Source organism: Streptomyces sp. NPDC001492 (genome assembly GCF_053597275.1).
Genome location: NZ_JBSFHW010000013.1, coordinates 116,947 through 142,770, shown reverse-complemented (window position 1 = coordinate 142,770; position 25,824 = coordinate 116,947). Strand labels below are relative to the sequence as shown.

The following is a 25,824-nucleotide window of genomic DNA, read 5'->3' as shown; positions in this document are numbered from 1 at the left end:
CGCCACGGGCCGGCGCCGACCAGTCGCCGCCGGCCCACCCCTATATCCAGTCCGGCTCCGGCTCCGCGTCCATCTCGGGCCAGTCGTCCTCGGCGCCCGCACCGACCCCCGCACCGGCATCCCCGGCGGGAGCCGTGTGCGGTGCGCCGCTCAGTGAGGACAGCACCTCCAGCACTCCTTCCCCGTACGTCGCCAGCTTCTTCTCGCCGACCCCGCTGATGCCGCCGAGCTGCGTCACCGACGTCGGCCAGGCGGTGGCGATCTCCCGGAGCGTGGCGTCGTGGAAGATGACATACGCCGGGACGCCCTGTTCCCGCGCCTGCTCGGCACGCCAGGCGCGCAGCGCCTCGAACGCGGGCTGCAGTTCCTCGGGCAGCTCGGCCGCCGCGGCCCTGGCCTTCCGCTCGCCCCTGCCGGAGGAGGACCCCGAGGCCGAGCGCGAGGTCGCCGGCTTCTTCGGTTCCTTGCGCAGCGGTACCTCCCGCTCGCGCCGGAGCACCGACCCGCTGGCCTCCGTCAGCACCAGCGTGCCGTACTCCCCCTCGACCGCGAGCAGCCCCTGCGCCAGCAACTGCCGTATGACGCTCCGCCATTCGCCCTCGTCGAGTTCCTCGCCGATGCCGAACACGGACAGCTGGTCGTGGTCGAACTGGATCACCTTGGCCGTGCGCTTGCCGAGCAGGATGTCGACGATCTGGACGGCGCCGAACTTCTGCCCCCGCTCCCGCTGCAGCCGCACCACCGTCGACAGCGCCTTCTGGGCGGCGACCGTGCCGTCCCAGGTCTCCGGCGGGACCAGGCATGTGTCGCAGTTGCCGCAGCCCGCGGGATCGGGGTCCTGGCCGAAGTAGGCGAGCAGCTGGCCGCGCCGGCACTGGGCGGTCTCGCACAGCGCCAGCATCGAGTCGAGGTGGGCGGCGGCCCGGCGCCTGAACGCCTCGTCGCCCTCGCCCAACTGGATCAGTTTGCGCTGCTGTATGACGTCGTTGAGGCCGTACGCCATCCATGCCGTCGAGGGGAGTCCGTCCCGGCCGGCCCGTCCCGTCTCCTGGTAGTAGCCCTCGACCGACTTCGGCAGGTCGAGGTGGGCGACGAACCGGACGTCCGGCTTGTCGATGCCCATGCCGAAGGCGATGGTCGCGACCACGACCAGGCCTTCCTCCCGCAGGAAGCGGGACTGGTGTGCTGCGCGCGTGCCCGCGTCCAGGCCTGCGTGGTAGGGCACCGCCTCGATGCCGTTGCGGCTCAGGAACTCCGCCGTCGACTCCACCGACTTGCGGGACAGGCAGTAGACGATGCCCGCGTCCCCTTCATGCTCCTGCCGCAGGAAGCTCAGCAGCTGCTTCTTGGGGTCGGCCTTGGGCACGATCCGGTACTGGATGTTGGGCCGGTCGAAGCTGGCGACGAAGTGCCGGGCCGTCGGCATGTGCAGCCGCTGGGTGATCTCCTGGTGCGTGGCGTGCGTGGCCGTGGCCGTGAGCGCGATCCGTGGGACGTCCGGCCAGCGCTCGCCGAGGAGGGACAGGGCGAGATAGTCGGGGCGGAAGTCGTGGCCCCACTGGGACACGCAGTGTGCCTCGTCGATCGCGAAGACCGCGATCTTGCCGCGGGAGAGGAGGTCCAGCGTCGAGTCGAGGCGCAGCCGCTCCGGCGCGAGGTAGAGCAGGTCCAGCTCCCCGGCCAGGAACTCGGCCTCGACGACCCTGCGCTCGTCGAAGTCCTGCGTGGAGTTCATGAACCCGGCGCGCACGCCGAGCGCCCGCAGCGCGTCCACCTGGTCCTGCATCAGCGCGATGAGGGGCGAGATCACGATGCCTGTACCGGGTCTGACCAGGGCGGGGATCTGGTAGCACAGCGATTTGCCGCCGCCGGTCGGCATCAGGACCACGGCGTCGCCGCCGGCCACCACATGCTCGATGACGGCTTCCTGCTCGCCGCGGAAGGCCTCGTAGCCGAAGACCCGGTGCAGCGTGGCCAGCGCCTCGCTGTCTGTCACCCCTGGCATCTCGCTGATCCCGCCCGTCCCACGCATAGTTCCGTCCCCCGTACGTCGTCCCTCGACCACTGCCTCCACGATAGGGGCCCGCACTGACAGCCCGAGAGTTATCCACAGGCCCGCACCCCCTCCTCACGGCAGTGTGGGCCCCGGTTCCTGTTCGAGAACCGGGGCCCACACCCGCTCAACGCAGGTTCGTGCAGGTCAGCGCACGAACACTCCTGCCTGGCTCGCCAGGTGCAGGAAGTACTGCGGTGCCACACCGAGCACCAGCGTGACCACGACGCCGAGCCCGATCGCGGCCATGGTCAGCGGCGACGGCACGGCGACGGTCGGGCCCTCGGGCCGCGGCTCGCTGAAGAACATCAGCACGATCACGCGGATGTAGAAGAAGGCCGCGACCGCGGACGAGATCACACCGACCACGACCAGCGGGGCCGCCCCGCCTTCCGCCGCCGCCTTGAACACGGCGAACTTCCCGGCGAAGCCGGAGGTCAGCGGAATGCCGGCGAAGGCCAGCAGGAACACCGCGAACACGGCCGCCACCAGTGGTGAACGCCTGCCGAGCCCCGCCCACTTGGACAGATGCGTCGCCTCGCCGCCCGCGTCGCGCACCAGGGTCACCACCGCGAAGGCGCCGATGGTCACGAAGGAGTACGCGCCCAGGTAGAAGAGGACGGAGGAGACGCCGTCCTTCGACGTGGCGATGACACCCGCGAGGATGAATCCGGCGTGTGCGATCGACGAGTACGCCAGCAGCCGCTTGATGTCGGTCTGCGTGATCGCGACGATCGCGCCGCCGAGCATGGTGACGATCGCGACGGCCCACATGACCGGGCGCCAGTCCCAGCGCAGGCCGGGCAGGACGACGTAGAGCAGCCGAAGGAGCGCACCGAACGCGGCCACCTTGGTCGCCGCTGCCATGAACCCGGTCACCGGTGTCGGTGCGCCCTGGTAGACGTCCGGGGTCCACATGTGGAACGGGACGGCGCCGACCTTGAACAGCAGCCCCATGACGATCATCGCGCCGCCGACGAGCAGCAGGGCGTCGTTGCCCATCGTGTCGGCGAGCGCCGGGTCGACGTTCGTGACCGAACCGTCGACGACATGCGCGATCGTCGCGTACGACACGGAGCCCGCGTAGCCGTAGAGCAGTGCGATGCCGAACAGCGTGAACGCGGAGGCGAACGCGCCGAGCAGGAAGTACTTCACCGCGGCTTCCTGCGACATGAGCCGCTTGCGGCGGGCGAGGGCACACAGCAGGTACAGCGGCAGCGAGAAGACTTCCAGGGCCACGAACAGGGTCAGCAGGTCGTTGGCCGACGGGAAGACCAGCATGCCGGCGATCGCGAAGAGCAGCAGCGGGAACACCTCGGTGGTGGTGAACCCGGCCTTCACGGCCGCCTTCTCGCTGTCGCTGCCGGGCACGGACGCGGCCTGCGCGGCGAACGAGTCGACGCGGTTGCCGTGTGCCTCCGGGTCCAGGCGCCGCTCGGCGAAGGTGAACAGGCCGACCAGTCCGGCCAGCAGGATCGTGCCCTGCAGGAACAGGGACGGCCCGTCGACCGCGATCGCGCCCATCGCCGCGATGTGCGCCTTGGTGGTGCCGTACCCGTCGGCCGCGAGTCCGACGACCGCCGCGAAGGCGGCGCAGAGCGCGACGGCGGACACGAACACCTGGGCGTAGTAGCGGGACCTGCGCGGCACGAAGGCCTCGATCAGTACCCCGACGATCGCCGCGCCCACGACGATCAAGGTGGGCGACAACTGCCCGTATTCGATCTTCGGAGCATTGATCTTGGAAATCGGATCGGCTGCGGTTGCCGCCGTTGTCCACAGGCTGTGGACGGCTGATGCGCTCACTTGGCCACCGCCTCCACCTCAGGCTTGGGGTCCTTCTTGTGTACGTCGGACAAGGTCGACTTCACCGCCGGATTGACGATGTCGGTGACCGGCTTCGGATAGACGCCCAGGAAGATCAGCAACACGATCAGGGGGGCGACGACCACGAGTTCGCGTGCCCTGAGGTCCGGCATCGCGGAGACCTCCTGTTTCACCGGGCCGGTCATCGTCCGCTGGTACAGGACGAGGGTGTAGAGCGCGGCGAGCACGATGCCGAAGGTGGCGATGATCCCGATGGCCGGGTAGCGCGTGAAGGTGCCGACCAGGACCAGGAACTCACTCACGAACGGCGCGAGACCGGGGAGCGACAGGGTGGCCAGGCCGCCGACCAGGAAGGTGCCGGCGAGGACGGGGGCGACCTTCTGCACACCGCCGTAGTCGGCGATGAGCCGCGAGCCGCGCCGCGAGATCAGGAAGCCCGCCACCAGCATCAGCGCGGCGGTGGAGATGCCGTGGTTGACCATGTAGAGCGTCGCTCCGGACTGGCCCTGGCTGGTCATCGCGAAGATGCCCAGGATGATGAACCCGAAGTGGGAGATCGACGCGTACGCCACCAGCCGCTTGATGTCCCGCTGCCCGACGGCGAGCAGCGCCCCGTAGATGATGCTGATCAGGGCGAGGACGAGGATGGCGGGCGTCGCCCACTTCGAGGCCTCCGGGAAGAGCTGGAGGCAGAAGCGGAGCATCGCGAAGGTGCCCACCTTGTCGACGACCGCGGTGATGAGGACGGCGACCGGGGCGGTGGCCTCCTGCATGGCGTTGGGCAGCCAGGTGTGCAGCGGCCACAGCGGCGCCTTCACCGCGAAGGCGAAGAAGAAACCGAGGAACAGCCAGCGTTCGGTGTTGGTCGCCATGTGGAGCGAGCCGTTCGCGCGGGCCTGCGCGATCTCCTGGAGGCTGAAGTTCCCGGCCACCACGTACAGCCCGATCACGGCGGCCAGCATGATCAGGCCGCCGACCAGGTTGTAGAGGAGGAACTTCACGGCCGCGTACGACCGTTGCGTGGACGCCGCTTCCTCGCCGTGCTCGTGCGCACGGTCCCCGAAACCGCCGATGAGGAAGTACATCGGGATCAGCATGGCTTCGAAGAAGATGTAGAAGAGGAAGACGTCGGTGGCCTCGAAGGAGATGATCACCATCGCCTCGACGCCGAGGATCAGGGCGAAGAAGCCCTGCGTCGGCCGCCACCGCTTGCTTCCGGTCTCCAGCGGGTCGGCGTCATGCCAGCCCGCAAGGATGATGAACGGGATCAGCAGGGCGGTCAGCGCGATCAGCGCCACCGCGATGCCGTCGACGCCCAGCTCGTACCTGACCCCGAAGTCCTTGATCCACGCGTGGGATTCGGTGAGCTGGTAGCGGCCGCCGTCCGGGTCGAAGCGGACCAGGATCGTGACCGCGAGGGCGAGTGTGGCGAGCGAGACGATCAGCGCGAGCCATTTGGCGGCGGTGCGCTGCGCGGCCGGTACGGCGGCCGTGGCGATGGCCCCGATCGCCGGGAGCACCGCCGTCGCTGTCAGCAGAGGAAAGGACATCGGTATCAGACCGCCCTCATCAGCAGGGTCGCGGCGATGAGGACCGCCGCACCGCCGAACATCGAGACCGCGTACGACCGCGCGAAGCCGTTCTGCAGCTTGCGCATGCGTCCGGACAGGCCGCCGACCGACGCGGCCGTGCCGTTGACGACGCCGTCGACCAGGGTGTGGTCGACGTACACCAGGGAGCGTGTGAGGTGCTCGCCGCCGCGGACCAGGACGACGTGGTTGAAGTCGTCCTGCAGCAGGTCGCGGCGGGCGGCCCGGGTGAGCAGCGATCCGCGGGGGGCGACGGACGGGACCGGGCGGCGGCCGTACATGGCGTACGCGATGCCGACGCCGATGAGCAGGCAGACCATCGTCCCGCCGGTGACCGCCGCCGCGCTCAGCGGGGAGTTGCCCTCGCTGTGGCCGGTGACGGGCTCCAGCCAGTGCAGGAAGCGGTCGCCGATGCTGAAGAACGCGCCGCCGAAGACCGAGCCGACGGCCAGCACGATCATGGGGATCGTCATGACCTTCGGGGACTCGTGCGGGTGCGGTTCGGCGTGCTCGCCGTGGTGCTCGGCGGCGGGCTCCGCGCTCGGCGCCTCAGGGGAGCGGGTGGGCTGGTTGCGCCAGCGCTCCTCGCCGAAGAACGTCATCAGCATCACGCGCGTCATGTAGAAGGCGGTGATGGCCGCGCCCAGCAGCGCCGCGCCGCCGAGGATCCAGCCCTCGGTGCCGCCCTTCGCGAAGGCCGCCTCGATGATCTTGTCCTTGGAGAAGAAGCCGGACAGGCCCGGGAAGCCGATGATCGCGAGGTAGCCGAGGCCGAAGGTGATGAAGGTGACCGGCATGTACTTGCGCAGGCCGCCGTACTTCCGCATGTCGACCTCGTCGTTCATGCCGTGCATGACCGATCCGGCGCCGAGGAAGAGCCCGGCCTTGAAGAAGCCGTGCGTCACCAGGTGCATGATCGCGAAGACGTAGCCGATGGGGCCGAGGCCCGCCGCCAGCACCATGTAGCCGATCTGCGACATGGTCGAGCCGGCCAACGCCTTCTTGATGTCGTCCTTCGCGCAACCGACGATCGCACCGAACAGGAGCGTGACGGCACCGACCACGGTGACCGCCAGCTGTGCGTCGGGCGCGCCGTTGAAGATCGCTCCGGAGCGGACGATGAGGTAGACGCCCGCGGTCACCATGGTCGCGGCGTGGATGAGGGCCGAGACCGGGGTCGGGCCCTCCATCGCGTCCCCGAGCCAGGACTGCAGCGGCACCTGGGCGGACTTGCCGCAGGCGGCGAGCAGCAGCATCAGGCCGATGGCGGTGAGCCTGCCCTCGCCGGTGTCCCCGGTGTGGCTGAGGACCGGCCCGAAGGCGAAGGTCCCGAAGGTCGTGAACATCAGCATGATGGCGATGGACAGGCCCATGTCGCCGACGCGGTTGACCAGGAAGGCCTTCTTCGCCGCCGTCGCCGCGCTGGGCTTGTGCTGCCAGAAGCCGATCAGCAGGTAGGAGGCGAGGCCGACGCCCTCCCAGCCGACGTACAGCAGCAGGTAGTTGTCGGCGAGGACGAGCAGCAGCATCGCCGCGAGGAACAGGTTCAGATAGCCGAAGAAGCGGCGGCGACGCTCGTCGTGCTCCATGTACCCGACCGAGTACAGATGGATCAGCGAGCCGACGCCGGTGATCAGCAGGACGAACGTCATCGACAGCTGGTCGAGGCGGAAGGTGACGTCCGCCTGGAAGCTCTCGACCGGGACCCAGGTGTACAGGTGCTGGATCAGGGTCCGGTCTTCGGCGTTCTTGCCGAGCAGGTCGGCGAAGAGGACGACGCCGATGACGAAGGAGGCGCCGGCGAGGACCGTGCCGATCCAGTGGCCGACGGCGTCGAGCCGCCGACCGCCGCACAGCAGTACGGCCGCTCCGAGCAGTGGCGCCGCCACCAGCAGCGCAATCAGGTTCTCCACGATTCAGCGACCCCTCAGAGCTTCATCAGGCTGGCGTCGTCGACCGAGGCCGAGTGGCGGGAACGGAACAGGGACACGATGATCGCGAGCCCGACCACGACCTCCGCGGCGGCCACGACCATCGTGAAGAAGGCGATGATCTGGCCGTCGAGATTGCCGTGCATCCGGGAGAAGGTGACGAACGCGAGGTTGCAGGCGTTGAGCATGAGCTCGATGCACATGAACACGACGATCGCGTTGCGCCTGATCAGTACGCCGGTGGCGCCGATCGTGAACAACAGGGCGGCAAGATACAGGTAGTTGACCGGGTTCACTTCGACGCCTCCTCGGCCCGCTTGAGGTTCGCCGGATCGATCGCGGTCCGCTCCAGGCGCTCCTCCGCACGCTGCTCCAGCGCCCGCAGGTCGTTGAGCGCCTCCGCCGACACGTCACGGATCTGGCCGCGATCACGCAGCGTCTTGCTGACCGTGAGCTCGGACGGGGTGCCGTCGGGCAGCAGGCCCGCGATGTCCACCGCGTTGTGCCGGGCGTACACGCCGGGCGCCGGCAGCGGCGGCACGTACTTGCCTTCCCGGACGCGCTGTTCGGACAGCTCGCGCTGGGTCTTGGCGCGTTCGGTGCGCTCGCGGTGCGTGAGCACCATGGCGCCGACGGCGGCCGTGATCAGCAGGGCGCCGGTGATTTCGAAGGCGAAGACGTACTTGGTGAAGATGAGGGCCGCGAGGCCCTCCACATTGCCGTTCGCGTTCGCCTCGCCCAGACCGTTGAAGTCCTTGAGGGAGGCGTTGCCGATCCCGGCGAGCAGCAGGACGCCGAAGCCGAGGCCGCAGAGAAGGGCCAGCCAGCGCTGGCCCTTGATGGTCTCCTTCAGGGAGTCCGCGGCCGTCACGCCGACGAGCATCACCACGAAGAGGAACAGCATCATGATCGCGCCGGTGTAGACGACGATCTGCACGATGCCCAGGAAGTAGGCGCCGTTGGCGAGGTAGAAGACCGCCAGGATGATCATGGTGCCGGCCAGCGAGAGCGCGCTGTGCACGGCCCTCTTCATGAAGACGGTGGCCAGGGCTCCGATCACGGCGACGGTGCCGAGGACCCAGAACTGGAAGGCCTCTCCGGTGGAGGTGGAGTAGGCGGCGAGTTGCGCGCTCATCGGCCGATCACCTTCTCCGAGGCGGGCTCGTCCTCGCCGAAGGTGGAGGCGGCCTCCTGGGTGACCTCGCCCTTGGAGGGGGCCGCCTGGCGCTCGGTGCCGGGCGCGGCCTCGGTGACGAGCCCCCGGTAGTAGTCCTGCTCGTCCATCCCCGGATAGATGGCGTGCGGGCTGTCGACCATGCCCTCTTCGAGACCGGCGAGCAGCTGCTCCTTGGTGTAGATGAGGTTGGCGCGGCTGCTGTCCGCGAGTTCGAACTCGTTGGTCATCGTGAGCGCGCGGGTGGGACACGCCTCGATGCACAGGCCGCACAGGATGCAGCGGGCGTAGTTGATCTGGTACACGCGCCCGTACCGCTCGCCCGGCGAGTAGCGCTCCTCGTCCGTGTTGTCGGCGCCCTCCACATAGATGGCGTCGGCGGGGCAGGCCCAGGCGCACAGCTCGCAGCCCACACACTTCTCCAGGCCGTCCGGATGGCGGTTGAGCTGGTGCCGTCCGTGGAACCGGGGGGCGGTGGTCTTCTGCTGCTCCGGGTACTGCTCGGTCAGCCGCTTCTTGAACATGGCCTTGAAGGTCACGCCGAAGCCTGCGACGGGGTTCATGAAACCGGGCTTGGTCTCCTTGGGCTCCTCAGCCATCGGACGCCTCCTTTCCATCCGAAGATCCGTCACTGGCAGTATCCGACCCACCACTGACAATCAGCTCTCGCTCGCGGCGCGGACTGCGCCTCGGCACCGGCGGCAACTCCTGTCCCGGCAGTGGCGGTACGGGGAATCCGCCCGCCATCGGGTCGAATCCGGCGGCCTGTTCGGCAGGCTGCTCGGCCTTCCCGCCCTTGTCGCGGAAGATGTCGACGACGAAGGACAGGAGCAGCAGGGCGAGGACGCCGCCGCCGATGTAGAGGGCGATGTCGGCGAAGTCGTAGTTCTCGTTCTTCATGGCCCGGACGGTCGCGACCAGCATCAGCCAGACCACGGAGACCGGGATGAGGACCTTCCAGCCGAGCTTCATCAGCTGGTCGTAGCGGACCCGCGGGAGGGTGCCGCGCAGCCAGATGAAGAGGAACAGCAGCAGCTGCACCTTGATCACGAACCAGAGCAGCGGCCACCAGCCGTGGTTGGCACCCTCCCAGAAGGTGCTGATCGGCCAGGGGGCGCGCCAGCCGCCGAGGAAGAGGGTGGTCGACACTGCCGAGACCGTCACCATGTTCACGTACTCGGCGAGCATGAACATCGCGAACTTGATCGACGAGTACTCGGTGTTGAAGCCGCCGACCAGGTCGCCCTCGGACTCCGGCATGTCGAAGGGGGCGCGGTTGGTCTCGCCGACCATCGTGACGATGTAGAGGATGAAGGAGACCGGCAGCAGCACGATGTACCAGCGGTCGTGCTGCTGCTCGACGATCGTCGACGTCGACATCGACCCCGAGTAGAGGAACACGGAGGCGAAGGCGGCGCCCATCGCGATCTCGTAGGAGATCATCTGTGCGCAGGAGCGCAGGCCACCGAGGAGCGGATAGGTGGATCCGGAACTCCAACCCGCCAGCACGATGCCGTAGATGCCGACCGAGGCGACCGCGAGGATGTAGAGCATCGCGATCGGCAGGTCGGTGAGCTGCATCGTGGTGCGGGTGCCGAAGATGGAGATCTCGTTGTCGGCCGGGCCGAAGGGGATCACCGCGATCGCCATGAAGGCCGGGATGGCCGCGATGATCGGCGCGAGGACGTAGACGACCTTGTCCGCGCGTTTGACGATGACGTCTTCCTTCAGCATCAGCTTGATGCCGTCGGCGAGGGACTGGAGCATGCCCCAGGGGCCGTGCCGGTTGGGGCCGATGCGCAGCTGCATCCAGGCGACGACCTTGCGCTCCCAGACGATGGAGAACAGCACGGTCACCATCAGGAAGGCGAAGCAGAAGACCGCCTTGACGACGACCAGCCACCAGGGGTCGCGGCCGAACATCGAGAGGTCTTCAGCGGCGAGGTACGGGCTCATGCCTCCACCTCCTCGGGGGCCTCGCCGACGAGCGTCGCCGGGCCGATACGGACGAGAGCGCCGGGCAGCGCCCCGGTGTCGGAGGCGACGCCCCCGCCTGCGGAGTTCAGCGGGAGCCAGACCACCCGGTCGGGCATCTGAGCGATCCGCAGCGGGAGTTCGACCGCTCCGGAGGGACCGGTCACCGCGAGGGTGTCGCCGTCCTTGACGCCCGCCTCGGCGGCGGTCGCGGCCGACACGCGCGCGTGGGCGGCGTGCCGCGTTCCGGCGAGCGCTTCGTCGCCCTCCTGGAGGAGCCCCTGGTCGAGCAGCAGCCGATGGCCGGCCAGTACGGCTTCCCCGGCGGCGGGCCGCGGCAACGGGGCCGCGGTCTCCAGGGGTTCCGTGGCCCGGGGGCCGTCCCACGGACCGAGCCGGTCGATCTCCGCGCGTACGGTGCGCAGATCCGGCAGACCCAGGTGGACATCCATGGCGTCGGCCAGCATCTGCAGCACGCGCGCGTCGGTGGGCGCGGGGCGGCGGGTCATCTGGTCCGGCTTGATCGCGGCCTCGAAGAACCGCACCCGGCCTTCCCAGTTGAGGAAGGTCCCGGCCTTCTCGGCGACCGCGGCGACGGGAAGGACGACATCGGCGCGTTCGGTGACCTCACTGGGGCGCAGCTCCAGGGACACCACGAAGCCGGCCTCCTGCAGCGCTTCACGCGCGCGTGCCGGGTCCGGCAGGTCGGCGACCTCGACGCCCGCGACCAGCAGTGCCTGCAGCTCGCCGGTCGCCGCGGCTTCGACGATCTGAGTGGTGTCGCGTCCGTAGCGGTGCGGAAGTTCGGCGAGGCCCCAGGCCGCGGCGACCTCCTCACGCGCGCGTGGATCGGTGGCCGGGCGGCCGCCCGGCAGCAGCGACGGCAGCGCGCCCGCCTCCAGGGCACCGCGCTCACCGGCCCGCCGCGGGATCCACACCAGCCGGGCGCCGGTCGCGGAGGCGGCCCGTACGGCTGCGGTCAGCCCGCCTGCCACGGCGGCCAGCCGCTCGCCGACGACGATCACCGCGCCCTCGGCGCGCAGCGCCTCGGCCGCCCTGGCCCCGTCGTCCTCCAGCCCGACCCCGCTCGCCAGTGCGTCCAGCCACTCGGTCTCGGTGCCCGGGGCGGCCGGCAGCAGCGTGCCCCCGGCCTTCTCCAGACCGCGCGTGGCGTGCGTGGCGAGCGAGAACACCTGCTGGCCATGGCTGCGCCAGGCCTTGCGCAGCCGCAGGAAGACGCCGGGCGCCTCCTCCTCGGCCTCGAACCCGACCAGCAGAACGCCGGGCGCCTTCTCCAGAGAGGTGTACGTGACGCCCGTACCGTCGAGATCACGTCCGCGTCCGGCGATCTTCGCGGCGAGGAAGTCGGCCTCCTCGCTGCCGTGCACGCGCGCGCGGAAGTCGATGTCGTTCGTGTCGAGGGCCACGCACGCGAACTTGCTGTACGCGTAGGCGTCCTCGACGGTGAGGCGGCCGCCGGTCAGGACACCGGTCCTGCCGCGAGAGGCGAGCAGTCCCTGAGCGGCGATCTGCAGCGCCTCAGGCCAGGAGGCCGGTTCGAGGTCGCCCTCCGCGTTCCGTACGAGGGGTGTCTGGAGCCGGTCCCGCTGCTGTGCGTACCGGAACCCGAACCGGCCCTTGTCGCAGATCCACTCCTCGTTGACCTCGGGGTCGTTGGCGGCGAGGCGCCGCATGACCTTGCCGCGCCGGTGGTCGGTGCGGGTGGCGCAGCCGCCGGAGCAGTGCTCGCACACGCTCGGCGAGGACACCAGGTCGAAGGGACGGGAGCGGAAGCGGTAGGCCGCCGAGGTCAGCGCGCCCACCGGGCAGATCTGGATGGTGTTGCCGGAGAAGTACGACTCGAAGGGGTCGCCCTCACCGGTGCCGACCTGCTGGAGCGCGCCCCGCTCGACCAGCTCGATCATCGGGTCGCCCGCGATCTGGTTGGAGAAGCGGGTGCAGCGGGCGCACAGCACGCACCGCTCACGGTCGAGCAGCACCTGCGTGGAGATCGGCACGGGCTTCTCGTACGTGCGCTTCTTGCCCTCGAAGCGGGACTCGGCCTGCCCGTGGGACATCGCCTGGTTCTGCAGGGGGCACTCGCCGCCCTTGTCGCAGACCGGGCAGTCCAGCGGGTGGTTGATGAGGAGGAGCTCCATCACACCGTGCTGGGCCTTTTCGGCGACCGGCGAGGTGAGGTGGGTCTTCACCACCATGCCGTCCGTGCACGTGATGGTGCAGGACGCCATCGGCTTGCGCTGGCCCTCGACCTCGACGATGCACTGGCGGCAGGCGCCGGCCGGGTCGAGCAGGGGATGGTCGCAGAAGCGGGGGATCTCGATGCCGAGCTGTTCGGCGGCCCGGATGACCAGGGTGCCCTTGGGCACACTGATCTCGGCGCCGTCGATGGTCAGCGTCACGAGATCCTCCGGCGGGACCGCCGCCTCTCCCCCACCTGTGGGAGCGCTGGTGGTCACGGTCATGCGTTCACCTCCGTGCGGTCGGCCCAGGCCGTCGACTTGGCCGGGTCGAAGGGGCAGCCGCGGCCCGTGATGTGCTGCTCGTACTCCTCGCGGAAGTACTTCAGCGAGGAGAAGATCGGCGAGGCGGCGCCGTCGCCGAGGGCGCAGAAGGACTTGCCGTTGATGTTGTCGGCGATGTCGTTCAGCTTGTCGAGGTCGGACATCACGCCCTTGCCGGCCTCGATGTCGCGCAGCAACTGCACGAGCCAGTACGTCCCTTCACGGCACGGTGTGCACTTGCCGCAGGACTCGTGGGCGTAGAACTCGGTCCAGCGGGTGACGGCGCGTACGACGCAGGTCGTCTCGTCGAAGCACTGCAGGGCCTTGGTGCCGAGCATGGATCCGGCGGCGCCCACTCCCTCGTAGTCGAGAGGTACGTCGAGGTGCTCGTCGGTGAACATCGGCGTCGAAGAGCCGCCCGGCGTCCAGAACTTGAGGCGGTGGCCCGGCCGCATGCCGCCGCTCATCTCGAGCAGCTGGCGGAGTGTGATGCCGAGCGGGGCCTCGTACTGGCCGGGGCTCGCGACATGGCCGCTGAGCGAGTAGAGCGTGAAGCCGGGGGACTTCTCGCTGCCCATCGACCGGAACCATTCCTTGCCCCGGTGCAGAATTGCGGGAACCGACGCGATCGACTCGACGTTGTTCACAACAGTCGGGCACGCATAGAGGCCCGCCACCGCAGGGAAGGGGGGACGGAGCCGCGGTTGACCCCGGCGGCCTTCGAGCGAGTCGAGCAGTGCGGTCTCCTCACCGCAGATGTACGCGCCGGCGCCGGCGTGCACGGTGAGCTGGAGGTTCAGCCCGCTGCCCAGGATGTTCTCGCCGAGGTAGCCGGCCTCGTAGGCCTCGCGCACGGCCTCGTGCAACCGCCGCAGAACGGGGACGACTTCACCACGCAGATAGATGAAGGCATGCGAAGACCTGATGGCGTAACACGCGATGACAATGCCCTCGATGAGGCTGTGCGGGTTCGCGAAGAGGAGCGGGATGTCCTTGCAGGTTCCCGGCTCCGATTCGTCGGCGTTGACAACTAGATAGTGCGGCTTTCCATCTCCCTGGGGAATGAACTGCCATTTCATTCCCGTGGGGAATCCCGCGCCGCCGCGGCCGCGCAGCCCGGAGTCCTTGACGTACGCGATCAGGTCGTCCGGGGACATCGCGAGCGCCTTGCGGAGCCCCTCGTATCCCTCGTGCCTTCGGTAGACGTCCAGGGTCCAGGACCGGTCCTCGTCCCAGAAGGCCGACAGCACGGGTGCGAGCAGCTTCTCGGGGCTGTTGTTCCTGAGTTCGGGTGCCAAGGTCATCACTCCCCCTCCTCGGCGGCAGGCCCTGCCGGGTGGGCCGGGTCGGAGGCCGACGTGTCCTGTGGCGCATCGTGTGAGCTGAGGTGCTCGGTCGGCGACGGCTCGTGCACTGCGCTGTCCTGCGGCTCGTCCTCGTGCGGGCCGCCGTCCCGCGGATGGACCACGCGCGCGGGTGCGGCCTCTCCCCTTGCCAGGCGAAGGCCCACCAGCGACGCCGGTCCCGCACTGCCGCTCTCCTCGACGGCCCCTGGCCGCTCGTCGGGGAAGCCGGCCAGAATCCGCGCGGTCTCCTTGAAGGTGCACAGGCGCGCCCCGCGCGTGGGCTCGACCGGCCGTCCCGCGCGCAGGTCGTCGACGAGGCGCTTGGCGCTGGCCGGGGACTGGTTGTCGAAGAACTCCCAGTTGACCATCACCACGGGCGCGAAGTCGCAGGCCGCGTTGCACTCGATGTGCTCCAGGGTGACCTTGCCGTCGTCGGTGGTCTCACCGTTGCCGACGCCCAGGTGCTCCTGGAGCTCCTCGAAGATCGCGTCACCGCCCATCACCGCACACAGGGTGTTGGTGCAGACGCCCACCTGGTAGTCACCGCTCGGCTTGCGCCGGTACATCGTGTAGAAGGTGGCGACGGCGGTGACCTCGGCCGTGGTCAGGTTCAGCACGTCCGCGCAGAACTGCATCCCGGTGCGCGTGACATGGCCCTCCTCCGACTGCACGAGATGCAGCAACGGCAGGAGCGCGGACCGGGAGTCGGGGTAGCGGGCGATCACCTCGCGCGCATCCGCCTCGAGCCGGGCTCGGACGTCGTCCGGGTAGGCGGGCGCGGGCAGTTCGGGCATGCCCAGGCTGACGCCAGAGGAACTGGTGGTCACCGGTCGACGCCTCCCATCACGGGGTCGATGGACGCGACGGCGACGATGACGTCGGCGACCTGGCCGCCCTCGCACATCGCCGCCATGGCCTGCAGGTTGGTGAAGGACGGGTCACGGAAGTGGACCCGGAAGGGGCGGGTGCCTCCGTCGGACACGGCGTGCACCCCGAGTTCGCCCTTGGGTGACTCGACGGCCGCGTACACCTGTCCCGGCGGGACGCGGAAGCCCTCGGTGACCAGCTTGAAGTGGTGGATCAGGGCCTCCATGGAGGTGCCCATGATCTTCTTGATGTGGTCGAGGGAGTTGCCGAGCCCGTCCGGTCCCAGGGCGAGCTGGGCGGGCCAGGCGATCTTCTTGTCGGCGACCATGACCGGTCCGGGCTGCAGCCGGTCCAGGCACTGTTCGACGATCCTGAGCGACTGGCGCATCTCCTCCAGGCGGATCAGGAAGCGCCCGTAGGAGTCGCAGGTGTCGGCGGTCGGGACGTCGAAGTCGTATGTCTCGTAGTCGCAGTACGGCTGCGCCTTGCGCAGGTCGTGCGGGAGGCCGGTGGAGCGCAGGATCGGCCCCGTGGCGCCGAGGGCCATGCAGCCGGCCAGGTCGAGGTAGCCGACGTCCTGCATACGGGCCTTGAAGATGGGGTTCCCGGTGGCGAGCTTGTCGTACTCCGGGAGGTTCTTCTTCATCTTCTTCACGAACTCGCGGATGTGGTCCACCGCGCCGGGCGGCAGGTCCTGCGCGAGTCCGCCGGGCCTGATGTACGCGTGGTTCATGCGCAGGCCCGTGATGAGCTCGTAGATGTCGAGAATCATTTCACGATCACGGAATCCGTAGATCATGATCGTGGTGGCGCCCAGTTCCATACCGCCGGTGGCGATGCACACCAGGTGCGAGGAGAGCCGGTTCAGCTCCATCAGGAGCACCCGGATGATCTTGGCCCGCTCGGTGATCTGGTCCTCGATGCCGAGGAGCTTCTCGACGGCGAGGCAGTAGGCGGTCTCGTTGAAGAAGGACGTCAGGTAGTCCATGCGCGTCACGAACGTGGTGCCCTGCGTCCACGTGCGGAACTCGAGGTTCTTCTCGATGCCGGTGTGCAGGTAGCCGATGCCGCAGCGGGCCTCGGTGACCGTCTCGCCCTCGATCTCCAGGATCAGACGGAGCACTCCATGGGTGGAGGGGTGCTGGGGCCCCATGTTGACGACGATGCGCTCGTCGTCGGCGCGGGCCGCTGACTGGACGACCTCGTCCCAGTCACCACCGGTGACCGTATATACGGTGCCTTCAGTGGTCTCGCGAGGAGAGGCTTGCGAAGTGCTCACGAGTACGACCTCCGCTGGTCCGGAGCCGGGATCTGGGCGCCCTTGTACTCGACGGGGATGCCGCCGAGGGGGTAGTCCTTGCGCTGCGGATGGCCCTGCCAGTCGTCCGGCATCATGATCCGCGTCAGGGCCGGGTGACCGTCGAAGACGATCCCGAAGAAGTCGTAGGTCTCGCGCTCGTGCCAGTCGTTCGTCGGGTACACCGACACCAGCGACGGGATCTTCGGGTCGGCGTCCGGGGCGCTGACTTCGAGGCGGATCAGCCGGTTGTGGGTGATCGAGCGCAGGTGGTAGACGGCGTGCAGCTCGCGGCCCTTGTCGTGCGGGTAGTGGACTCCGCTGACACCGGTGCAGAGCTCGAAGCGCAGGGCGGGGTCGTCGCGCAGGGTGCGGGCGACGCGCAGCAGGTGCTCGCGTTCGATGTGGAAGGTGAGTTCGCCGCGGTCGACGACTGTCTTCTCGATCGCGTTGTCCGGGAGGAGTCCTTGTTCCTCCAGTGCGCCTTCCAGTTCGTCGGCGACCTCGTCGAACCATCCGCCGTAGGGGCGGGCCGCCGGTCCCGGGAGGCGGACCGAGCGGACCAGGCCGCCGTAGCCGGAGGTGTCGCCGCCGTTGTTGGCGCCGAACATGCCGCGCTGGACGCGGATCTCCTCACCGCCCTCGCCGCGCTGGCCGGGGAGGTTGGAGGCGCCGAGATCCTTCTCCGGGTTGACCCCGTTGGTGCCGTTCGCGTCGCTCACCGCAGCAGCCCCTTCATCTCGATCGTGGGCAGGGCCTTGAGCGCCGCTTCCTCCGCCTCGCGGGCCGCTTCCTCGGCGTTCACGCCGAGCTTGGAGGACTGGATCTTCTGGTGCAGCTTGAGGATGGCGTCCATCAGCATCTCGGGCCGTGGCGGGCAGCCGGGCAGATAGATGTCGACCGGCACGATGTGGTCGACGCCCTGGACGATCGCGTAGTTGTTGAACATGCCGCCCGAGGAGGCGCAGACCCCCATGGAGATCACCCACTTGGGGTTCGGCATCTGGTCGTAGACCTGGCGCAGCACCGGCGCCATCTTCTGGCTCACCCGGCCGGCCACGATCATCAGGTCCGCCTGGCGGGGCGAACCGCGGAAGACCTCCATGCCGAAGCGCGCCAGGTCGTAGCGGCCGGCGCCGGTGGTCATCATCTCGATGGCGCAGCAGGCGAGGCCGAACGTGGCCGGGAAGACGGACGCCTTGCGCACCCAGCCCGCGGCCTGCTCGACGGTGGTCAGCAGGAATCCGCTCGGCAGCTTTTCTTCGAGTCCCATGTGTTAAGGCCCCTCAGTCCCATTCCAGGCCGCCGCGCCGCCATACGTACGCGTACGCGACGAAGACGGTGAGCACGAAGAGCAGCATCTCCACGAGCCCGAAAATCCCCAGGGCGTCGAAGGTGACGGCCCAGGGGTAGAGGAAGACGATCTCGATGTCGAAGACGATGAAGAGCATCGCCGTCAGGTAGTACTTGATGGGGAAGCGCCCGCCGCCGGCCGGCGTGGGGGTCGGCTCGATTCCGCACTCGTAGGCCTCGAGCTTGGCCCGGTTGTACCGCTTCGGACCGATCAGCGTGGCCATGACCACGGAGAAGATCGCAAAGCCTGCCCCGAGGGCTCCCAGTACGAGGATGGGCGCATACGCGTTCACCGCTCCTCGCTCCTCTCAGTCGGCACTGACTGCTGGCGATGGCATCGGACTCACACCCACCTCATACGTCTCTCCAACCCCGCGCGTCCCGGCGAAGATCGAGAACATGTGAAGCAGGTCACAAGCCCAACTGCCTCGCATCTTATGCCCGCCGCTCTGTGATCTGCGACACGGGGTATTGCACAACCTTTGTGATCTCCACCACCTGATGAAGGATCATGAAGTCGGATGAGCGGTGATCTTCGTACGTGAAGCGTCCAAGTGATCACCAGAGGTGACATTTTCGCTCATCCGCGCAGCTGGGGAGGGGCGTCTCAATATCAAGAGACTTCCCTTGCATGCAAATTGGTCTTGGACGAGATGTCCTGATAATGCGCCCCGTTCACACATCAGAGGGAGGCGCGCGGTGCGGTGTGGACGCGTGCACGCATTCACGAGCGGGGGCCCGGTCGTGACCCGAGCGCAATCTGGTCGTGATCTTCGCGCGAGACGCGCACATTGCCGTGACCGTTGCGTGACCTCCGCCACACCGCGAGAGGCGCCTGAGAACGGGGCTTGGCCACCTGCGCCAACCAATGGTAGGTGCGGGGCAATTCGGGCGTAATCATGAAACGCCGTGATCACAGGCCTGATGGGCCGCGTCCGCAATGTCCGTTACGGCGTCAATAAAGAGCGAGCCGCCCGGAATTCGGGCCGACGGCTGAACAACTGTGGCGCACCACACGTTTCTTGAAGGTATGGAGGAGCCCCTGATACCCGTTGTCCTCATGTCCCACACCGCTCACATACGCAGCCACCGGAAGCCCCGCCGCAGCGCGACGACGAGTCTCGCGGTGCGCGCCGGAGTTGCCGGTGGCGTCCTCAGCATGGCTGCCGCGGGCGCGTCGGCCTCGGCGAGCGCCGCCGAGACCACGCAGACCCTGCAACTGCCCACCCTGACGGCCGATCTGGCCACTCAGGTCGCCCAGTCCGCGGACGCCACGCAGCAGGCAGCCGCGAACTACGAGCTGCAGGCCGAGCGTGACGCGGCCGCCGCAAAGGCCGCGAAGCAGGCCAAGGCGGACCTCGCGGAGGCAAAGAAGAAGGCCGAGGCCAAGAAGAAGGCCGAGGCCGCCCGCAAGGCCGCTGCCGAGCAGGCAGCCTCCCGCAGCGCGGAGCGGACCACGCTCGCCGCCACGACGAGCACCTCGACGTCCACGGCCACCGGTTCGGCCGCCGCGATCGTCAACTTCGTCAAGGCTCAGGTCGGTAAGGCCTATGTGTCCGGTGCGACTGGTTCGTCCGCTTACGACTGCTCGGGCCTGGTGCAGACCGCCTTCAAGCAGATCGGCATCAGCCTGCCGCGGGTCTCGCAGGACCAGTCGACCGCCGGCACCCAGGTCTCGCTGAGCAACCTGCAGCCGGGCGACATCCTGTACTGGGGCAGCGCGGGCAGCGCGTACCACGTGGCGGTGTACGTCGGCGACGGCATGTTCGTCGGCGCGCAGAACCCGTCGACCGGTGTGGTCGAGAGGCCGCTCTCCTACGACCCGCCGACCGGCGCGGTGCGGGTGCTCTGACGTACCCCGCAGCACAACCCGTGCTGCACGGACGCACGGAAGGGCCGCAGCCGCTCGGGGGCAGCGGCCCCTCCGTCCTTTCCGCCGTCGACCCGCTTCTGGGGCTCCGTCTCCGGCGGCCGGTTCGGCTCCCGGATCTCATACGGTTCGGCGTCCGAATTGTCCGCGTCCAGGAGGGCGTTGAGGGCCCGTCGCGCGGACTCGTCGGCGCCTTCCGTCGTCGCCAGGTCCGCTCCCGGACCGGGCAGTGGTGCGCGGGTGGGACAACGACGGCGCGCCCCTCAGCATCGAGGGCACGGGGTACTCAGGGCGCTGCCTGGCGCGAGCCCGACCACTACCACTGCAACGGCCAGGTCTGCCTGGACCAGCTCTTCACGCGGGAGCGGCAGGACGCCCTCAGGCACGTGGCGGCCCGGCGCGCGACGAGGTGTTCGCACGCCGGGCCGCCACCGTGGTGACTCTCAGCAGCTGGTCACGCCTTCGGGGCCACCCTGCTCAGTCCGTTGATGATGCGGTCCATCGCGTCGCCGCCGGTCGGGTCCGTCAGGTTCGCCAGCAGCTTCAGGGTGAACTTCATCAGCATGGGGTGGGTCAGACCGCGCTGGGCCGCGATCTTCATGACCTTCGGGTTGCCGATGAGCTTCACGAAGGCGCGGCCCAATGTGTAGTAGCCGCCGTAGGTGTCCTTGAGGACACGCGGGTAGCGCTGCAGGGCGAGTTCGCGGCTCGCAGGCGTCGGGCGGGCGTGGGCCTGGACGATGACGTCGGCGGCGATCTGCCCGGACTCCATGGCGTAGGCGATGCCCTCGCCGTTGAAGGGGTTCACCAGGCCGCCGGCGTCGCCGACCAGCAGCAGGCCCTTGGTGTAGTGGGGCTGGCGGTTGAAGGCCATCGGGAGGGCGGCGCCGCGGATCGGGCCGGTCATGTTGTCCGGGGTGTAGCCCCAGTCCTCCGGCATGGAGGCGCACCAGGCCTTCAGGACCTCGCGCCAGTCGAGCTCCTTGAAGGAGTCGGAGGTGTTCAGGACGCCCAGGCCGACGTTGGACGTGCCGTCGCCCATGCCGAAGATCCAGCCGTAGCCGGGGAGCAGGCGGTCCTGGGGGCCCCGGCGGTCCCAGAGTTCCAGCCAGGACTCCAGGTAGTCGTCCTCGTGGCGGGGCGACTCGAAGTACGTACGGACCGCGACGCCCATCGGGCGGTCCTCGCGGCGGTGCAGGCCCATGGCCAGCGACAGGCGCGTCGAGTTGCCGTCGGCGGCGACCACGAGCGGGGCGTGGAAGGTGACTTCGCGCTTCTCCTCGCCCAGCTTGGCGTGCACGCCGGTGATACGGCCGGTGCGGTCGTCGATGATCGGGGCGCCGACGTTGCAGCGCTCGAAGAGCCGGGCGCCCGCCTTCTGGGCGTTGCGGGCGAGCTGCTCGTCGAAGTCGTCGCGCTTGCGGACGAGGCCGTAGTCCGGGAAGGAGGCGAGATCCGGCCAGTCCAGCTGGAGGCGGACGCCGCCGCCGATGATGCGCAGACCCTTGTTGCGCAGCCAGCCGGCCTCCTCGGAGACGTCGATGCCCATCGCCACGAGCTGCTTGACCGCGCGCGGAGTCAGGCCGTCGCCGCAGACCTTCTCGCGCGGGAACTCGGTCTTCTCCAGCAGCAGGACGTCGAGGCCGGACTTGGCGAGGTGGTACGCCGTGGTGGAGCCGGCCGGGCCCGCGCCCACGACGATCACATCGGCGGTGTTCTCGGAGAAGGGCTCGGGGGAGGGCTCGGAGTGGGGCTCGGTCACGACGGTCACGGCGGGATCTCCCCAAGTTCGATAAATCTCTGTGCCGAGCGGCACTGGACACAGGCAGTCTATTCAGCAGAATTGATCACCAGGCTGAAGGGCTGCCCTCGTGAACCGAGCTCTCCCCGTAGTACGGCTGCGCGTCCCCACCGACGAGGACGCGGTCGCCTGGCATCGCGTCTTCGACGACCCGGATGTCATGGAGTTCCACGGCGGGAAATCCGCCGACCTGTCCGTCTACGAGGAGCTCACCGCCCGGCAGCGCAGACATGACGCGGAACTCGGCTTCTGCCTGTGGACCATGGTCGACGAGTCCGGGCAGGTCATGGGCTTCACGGGCGCCCAGCCGTGGCCGCAGGACTGGGGCCCCACGGGCGAGATCGAGATCGGCTGGCGGCTCGGGCGGGACTTCTGGGGCAAGGGGTATGCCACCGCGGCCGCGCAGATGACCCTGGAACGGCTCAGGGCGGCGGGCGTTCCGAGTGTGGTGGCCATGGTCAGGCCCGGGAACGAGCGGTCCATCGCGGTCACCAGGCGGCTGGGCATGGAGCCGGCGGAGAGCTTCCCGCACCCCCGGCTCCAGGAGGACGCCCTCTGCTTCCGGCTCCAGCTCCACAGTACGTGACGCACGGTAACCGACTGCTACAGAAAGATACTTGACGCTTCCGGTCGACACCCCCGTGCGGTTACCCTTCCAGTACCGCTGGGGGTGACATCTGTGCGAATAACACCCAAAACACCCGAGGTACGCGTGCCACGGCTGGTCGGACTGATGGCCATGGACGCGCGCAAGACGGCGGAGGCGACCGGCCTCTTCCTGAATGCGCCGGACCGGCCCGACTTCCACCAGACCGTGGTCGAGTACGTCGTACGGCAGTACCCGCAGCCCAATGCGGAGGTGCCGCCGGACTCCGTGATCTACGTCTGGTTCGACTTCGGCGAGGGAGAGGGCGGCGGAGGCGTGCGTGAGCCGCGCATCCCGAGGCCCCCCACCGGCGGGCTGCAGCGCGAGCTGGACGAGCCGGGCGACCCGTACGTCGTCAGCTCCGCCTGAACGTCAGCCCTTGAAACCGCGGTGCAGGGCCACGACCCCGCCCGTGAGGTTCCGCCACGCGACCTTCGACCAGCCGGCCTTCTGCAGGTGCTCGGCCAGCGCGGGCTGGTCGGGCCAGGCGCGAATGGACTCGGCGAGGTAGACGTAGGCCTCCGGGTTCGAGGAGACCGCGCGGGCGACCGGCGGCAGGGCGCGCATCAGGTACTCGGTGTAGACCGTGCGGAAGGGCGCCCAGGTCGGGTGCGAGAACTCGCAGATCACCACCCGGCCGCCGGGCTTGGTCACCCGGTGCATCTCGCGCAGGGCCGTGTCGAAGTCCTGCACGTTGCGCAGCCCGAAGGAGATCGTGACGGCGTCGAAGGTGTCGTCCTTGAACGGCAGCTTCGTCGCGTCGCCCGCGGTCAGCGGCAGCCAGGGGTGCTTCTTCTTGCCGACCTGGAGCATGCCGAGCGAGAAGTCGCAGGGGACGACGTACGCGCCCGTGCGGGCGAAGGGCAGCGAGGACGTGGCCGTGCCGGCGGCCAGGTCCAGGATCTTCTGCGCGGGCCGGGCATCGACCGCCCGGGCCACCTCCCTGCGCCACACCCGGTCCTGGCCGAGCGACAGCACGTCGTTCGTCAGGTCGTACCGTTCCGCCACGTCGTCGAACATCGAGGCGACTTCGTGCGGCTGCTTGTTCAGGGAAGCGCGGGTCACACCGTCATTCTTGCAGCCCGACCCACGGCACCCGCGCAGGGGAGGACCCTGGGCTTCTTCTTCGCGGCCGCGTCCTCCGGCCGGCCGCCCAACAGTGGCGACACCGGGCACCACGAGGTTTCGGCAGCCTTCGGAAAGGCGTTCGCGGGCTAACGACGCCTGTGGACGAGGCGCCCCGCGCACACCGTCGCGAGGCACGCGCCGGTTTCGTCGAACACGGCGAGGTCGGCCCGGCCGGACTCGACCAGAACCGAAGGCACCGCACCGGACAGTACGAGGACGTCGTTCCGGTCGGCCGCCGCCCGCAGTTCCGGCGAGTCGGCGTGCTGCGCGAGGATCGCCACGGCGCCCGACTTCAGCACGGCATGGATGCGTTCGCGCGGGCTCGGCGCATCGGGAAGCGGGCCCTCGTGGAGCCGCCCGGGCTCCAGGACGCCCGGCCAACTCCGCACCCGCGCCTGCGGAAACCGCTCCCGCACCTGGGCAAGCGGACCCACCGCGGCGATCCGGTTCCCCTCGACCGCCACGGCTCCGTCCTCGATCGCTTCGGCGTCCCGGCCGGTGCGGACCTCGTCCGCGGTGTGAATCGTCAGCACCGGTACGTCAGTTGGAGGCCAGCAGCTTCAGCTCGGGATGCGCGGTGCCGCCCGCGATCGCCGTGGACGAGATGTGCGACATCACCCGCTCGTCGACCGGGTCGTTCGCCGGGTCGTCGTGGACGACGATGTGCTCGTACGTCGTGGTCCGCTGGGCGGGAACGCGCCCCGCCTTCCTGATCAGGTCGATGATCTCGAGCCGGTTGGAGCGGTGCTTGGCGCCGGCCGAGGAGACGACGTTCTCCTCCAGCATGATCGATCCGAGGTCGTCGGCGCCGTAGTGCAGGGACAGCTGCCCGACCTCCTTGCCGGTGGTCAGCCAGGAACCCTGGATGTGCTGGACGTTGTCCATGAACAGCCGCGCGATGGCGATCATCCGCAGGTACTCGAAGAGCGTGGCCTGGGTGCGGCCCTTCAGGTGGTTGTTCTCGGGCTGGTAGGTGTACGGGATGAAGGCGCGGAAGCCGCCCGTCCGGTCCTGTACGTCACGGATCATCCGCAGGTGCTCGATGCGCTCGGCGTTGGTCTCGCCCGTGCCCATGAGCATGGTGGACGTCGACTCGACACCCAGGCGGTGCGCGGTCTCCATGATCTCCAGCCAGCGCTCGCCGGACTCCTTGAGCGGCGCGATGGCCTTGCGCGGCCGCTCGGGAAGCAGCTCGGCACCGGCGCCCGCGAACGAGTCGAGCCCGGCGGCGTGAATACGCGAGATGGCCTCCTCCACGCTCACCTTGGAGATCCGGGCCATGTGCTCGACCTCGCTCGCCCCCAGGCTGTGGATGACGAGCTGCGGGAACTCCTTCTTGATGGCGGCGAAGTGCTTCTCGTAGTACTCGACGCCGTAGTCCGGGTGGTGCCCGCCCTGGAACATGATCTGGGTGCCGCCGAGCTCGACGGTCTCCGCACAGCGCCGCAGGATGTCGTCCAGATCCCGCGTCCAGCCCTTGGCGGTGTCCTTGGGAGCGGCGTAGAAGGCGCAGAACTTGCACGCCGTGACACACACGTTCGTGTAGTTGATGTTGCGCTCGATGATGTACGTCGCGATGTGCTCGGTGCCGGCGTACTTACGGCGGCGCACGGCGTCGGCGGCGGCGCCCAGCGCATGCAGCGGGGCGTCGCGGTAGAGGTCGAGTGCCTCTTCGGGGGTGATCCGACCACCGGCCGCGGCACGGTCGAGGACGGACTGAAGGTCGGCCTTCTCGGTCACCGGGGCGTCCCTTTCGTCAAGGGTTGTGGACAGACCAGGCCAGCCTACGTCAGGCCGTGTACGCCCCGATCAGCAGCCCGAGAAACGCCCCGCCGAGCAGGAAAGGCCCGAACGCGACGGCCGCCTCCCGCCCGGCCCGCCGCGCGACGGAGACCGCGCCCCCGTACAACGCCCCGAGCAGGAAGGCGGCGAGGGTGCCGAGCATGAGCGTGGGCCAGCCGTACCAGCCCAGGGCTGCGCCCAGCCCGAGCGCCAACTTGACGTTCCCCAGGCCCATGCCGTCCGGCTCGATGAGGGACAGCACGAGAAAGAACCCGCCGAGCGCGAGGACGCCGTACAGGGCTGTCGTCCAGTCACCGGCGTGCTCGGGCAGCAGCGTCACCACGCCGAGCAGCACGAGGACGGTGCCCGCGAGCGGCAGCGTCAGAGCGTCGGGCAGTCGCCGCACTTTCAGGTCGACGACCGTCAGCAGCACCCCGACGGGCCCGAGCAGCAGCCAGACACCGAGTTCGGGGCGGGTGCCGGTGGCGGCGGCCAGAGCCGCACAGACGAGGGCGGTGGTGAGGGCGAGGACACCGGGGCCGTACGCCTGCACGGAGAACCGGTGGGCGGCCCTCGGCAGCAGCGCCCCTGCTGCCGCGCCCCAGAGCGCGGCGACGGCGATCAGCAACTTCATCCGTCCCGGGGGTCGTTGGCCGGCGAAACC

Annotated in this window: 23 protein-coding genes and 1 pseudogene; 4 read left to right on the top strand and 20 right to left on the bottom strand. The window is 68.9% G+C overall.

The window, feature by feature from the left end; genetic code table 11:
• Nucleotides 1-40 precede the first annotated feature (40 nt).
• The 15 genes from recQ to ACWC1K_RS18770 form a co-directional block, all read right to left on the bottom strand.
• Nucleotides 41-2,032 (bottom strand): DNA helicase RecQ, encoded by a 1,992-nt coding sequence (gene recQ, locus ACWC1K_RS18840; protein WP_450832652.1) that lies wholly within the window; start codon nt 2,030-2,032, stop codon nt 41-43.
• A 168-nt stretch (nt 2,033-2,200) separates the two neighbouring features.
• A complete protein-coding gene (nuoN, locus tag ACWC1K_RS18835) occupies nt 2,201-3,859 on the bottom strand; it encodes an NADH-quinone oxidoreductase subunit NuoN (RefSeq protein ID WP_450832650.1) in 1,659 nt (552 codons plus the stop codon).
• Nucleotides 3,856-5,430, bottom strand: coding sequence for an NADH-quinone oxidoreductase subunit M (locus tag ACWC1K_RS18830; RefSeq protein WP_450832649.1), 1,575 nt, complete (start codon nt 5,428-5,430; stop codon nt 3,856-3,858). Before ACWC1K_RS18830 ends, nuoN begins: the two co-directional genes overlap by 4 nt.
• A 5-nt stretch (nt 5,431-5,435) precedes the next feature.
• Entirely contained in the window at nt 5,436-7,382 is a 1,947-nt protein-coding gene (gene nuoL, locus ACWC1K_RS18825) for an NADH-quinone oxidoreductase subunit L (protein ID WP_450832647.1), read from the bottom strand.
• 14 nt (nt 7,383-7,396) lie between these two features.
• Entirely contained in the window at nt 7,397-7,696 is a 300-nt protein-coding gene (nuoK, locus tag ACWC1K_RS18820; protein WP_020130147.1) for an NADH-quinone oxidoreductase subunit NuoK, read from the bottom strand.
• The gene (locus tag ACWC1K_RS18815; protein ID WP_450832645.1) at nt 7,693-8,535 is read right to left on the bottom strand and encodes an NADH-quinone oxidoreductase subunit J; all 843 of its coding nucleotides are present in this window, start codon (nt 8,533-8,535) and stop codon (nt 7,693-7,695) included. Before ACWC1K_RS18815 ends, nuoK begins: the two co-directional genes overlap by 4 nt.
• A complete protein-coding gene (nuoI, locus tag ACWC1K_RS18810; RefSeq protein WP_450832643.1) occupies nt 8,532-9,173 on the bottom strand; it encodes an NADH-quinone oxidoreductase subunit NuoI in 642 nt (213 codons plus the stop codon). Before nuoI ends, ACWC1K_RS18815 begins: the two co-directional genes overlap by 4 nt.
• Complete coding sequence (nuoH, locus tag ACWC1K_RS18805; RefSeq protein ID WP_450832642.1) at nt 9,166-10,530, bottom strand: NADH-quinone oxidoreductase subunit NuoH; 1,365 nt, start codon at nt 10,528-10,530, stop codon at nt 9,166-9,168. The genes nuoI and nuoH overlap by 8 nt, the downstream gene beginning before the upstream one ends.
• A complete protein-coding gene (locus ACWC1K_RS18800) occupies nt 10,527-13,031 on the bottom strand; it encodes an NADH-quinone oxidoreductase subunit G (protein ID WP_450832640.1) in 2,505 nt (834 codons plus the stop codon). The genes nuoH and ACWC1K_RS18800 overlap by 4 nt, the downstream gene beginning before the upstream one ends.
• On the bottom strand, nt 13,028-14,377 hold the full coding sequence (gene nuoF, locus ACWC1K_RS18795) for an NADH-quinone oxidoreductase subunit NuoF (protein WP_398962483.1): 1,350 nt from the start codon (nt 14,375-14,377) through the stop codon (nt 13,028-13,030). Before nuoF ends, ACWC1K_RS18800 begins: the two co-directional genes overlap by 4 nt.
• Complete coding sequence (nuoE, locus tag ACWC1K_RS18790) at nt 14,374-15,243, bottom strand: NADH-quinone oxidoreductase subunit NuoE (RefSeq protein ID WP_450832638.1); 870 nt, start codon at nt 15,241-15,243, stop codon at nt 14,374-14,376. Before nuoE ends, nuoF begins: the two co-directional genes overlap by 4 nt.
• The gene (locus ACWC1K_RS18785) at nt 15,240-16,562 is read right to left on the bottom strand and encodes an NADH-quinone oxidoreductase subunit D (protein ID WP_450832637.1); all 1,323 of its coding nucleotides are present in this window, start codon (nt 16,560-16,562) and stop codon (nt 15,240-15,242) included. The genes nuoE and ACWC1K_RS18785 overlap by 4 nt, the downstream gene beginning before the upstream one ends.
• The gene (locus ACWC1K_RS18780) at nt 16,559-17,302 is read right to left on the bottom strand and encodes an NADH-quinone oxidoreductase subunit C (protein ID WP_365833750.1); all 744 of its coding nucleotides are present in this window, start codon (nt 17,300-17,302) and stop codon (nt 16,559-16,561) included. Before ACWC1K_RS18780 ends, ACWC1K_RS18785 begins: the two co-directional genes overlap by 4 nt.
• The gene (locus tag ACWC1K_RS18775; RefSeq protein WP_007383964.1) at nt 17,299-17,853 is read right to left on the bottom strand and encodes a NuoB/complex I 20 kDa subunit family protein; all 555 of its coding nucleotides are present in this window, start codon (nt 17,851-17,853) and stop codon (nt 17,299-17,301) included. The genes ACWC1K_RS18780 and ACWC1K_RS18775 overlap by 4 nt, the downstream gene beginning before the upstream one ends.
• Before the next feature lie 13 nt (nt 17,854-17,866).
• Complete coding sequence (locus tag ACWC1K_RS18770; protein ID WP_003992243.1) at nt 17,867-18,226, bottom strand: NADH-quinone oxidoreductase subunit A; 360 nt, start codon at nt 18,224-18,226, stop codon at nt 17,867-17,869.
• 767 nt (nt 18,227-18,993) lie between these two features.
• Between ACWC1K_RS18770 and ACWC1K_RS18765 the strand changes: the two genes are divergently transcribed.
• Together ACWC1K_RS18765 and ACWC1K_RS18760 are read left to right on the top strand one after the other, a co-directional pair.
• Nucleotides 18,994-19,785 carry a C40 family peptidase gene (locus ACWC1K_RS18765; protein WP_450832635.1) on the top strand — a complete coding sequence of 264 codons (792 nt, stop codon included), beginning with the start codon at nt 18,994-18,996 and terminating at the stop codon, nt 19,783-19,785.
• Between the two features lie 229 nt (nt 19,786-20,014).
• Nucleotides 20,015-20,254, top strand: a pseudogene (locus tag ACWC1K_RS18760) (peptide deformylase); the annotation flags it as partial.
• A gap of 3 nt (nt 20,255-20,257) precedes the next feature.
• Here the strand turns inward: ACWC1K_RS18760 and ACWC1K_RS18755 are convergent.
• The gene (locus ACWC1K_RS18755) at nt 20,258-21,574 is read right to left on the bottom strand and encodes a geranylgeranyl reductase family protein (RefSeq protein WP_450832634.1); all 1,317 of its coding nucleotides are present in this window, start codon (nt 21,572-21,574) and stop codon (nt 20,258-20,260) included.
• A gap of 100 nt (nt 21,575-21,674) precedes the next feature.
• On the opposite strand from ACWC1K_RS18755, the gene ACWC1K_RS18750 reads away from it, so the two are divergent.
• The gene (locus ACWC1K_RS18750) at nt 21,675-22,190 is read left to right on the top strand and encodes a GNAT family N-acetyltransferase (protein WP_450832633.1); all 516 of its coding nucleotides are present in this window, start codon (nt 21,675-21,677) and stop codon (nt 22,188-22,190) included.
• 126 nt (nt 22,191-22,316) lie between these two features.
• Complete coding sequence (locus ACWC1K_RS18745) at nt 22,317-22,619, top strand: PASTA domain-containing protein (protein WP_450832631.1); 303 nt, start codon at nt 22,317-22,319, stop codon at nt 22,617-22,619.
• Between the two features lie 3 nt (nt 22,620-22,622).
• Here the strand turns inward: ACWC1K_RS18745 and ACWC1K_RS18740 are convergent, their stop codons facing one another.
• From ACWC1K_RS18740 to ACWC1K_RS18725, 4 genes are all read right to left on the bottom strand, one after another.
• Nucleotides 22,623-23,315: a demethylmenaquinone methyltransferase gene (locus ACWC1K_RS18740; protein ID WP_450832629.1), complete on the bottom strand. Its 693-nt coding sequence runs from the start codon at nt 23,313-23,315 to the stop codon at nt 22,623-22,625.
• 149 nt (nt 23,316-23,464) lie between these two features.
• A complete protein-coding gene (locus ACWC1K_RS18735) occupies nt 23,465-23,911 on the bottom strand; it encodes an imidazolonepropionase-like domain-containing protein (protein ID WP_450832627.1) in 447 nt (148 codons plus the stop codon).
• 7 nt (nt 23,912-23,918) lie between these two features.
• Nucleotides 23,919-25,118 carry a cyclic dehypoxanthinyl futalosine synthase gene (gene mqnC / locus ACWC1K_RS18730; protein ID WP_115906557.1) on the bottom strand — a complete coding sequence of 400 codons (1,200 nt, stop codon included), beginning with the start codon at nt 25,116-25,118 and terminating at the stop codon, nt 23,919-23,921.
• 49 nt (nt 25,119-25,167) lie between these two features.
• Complete coding sequence (locus ACWC1K_RS18725; RefSeq protein ID WP_450832625.1) at nt 25,168-25,794, bottom strand: prepilin peptidase; 627 nt, start codon at nt 25,792-25,794, stop codon at nt 25,168-25,170.
• Between the last annotated feature and the right edge of the window lie 30 nt (nt 25,795-25,824).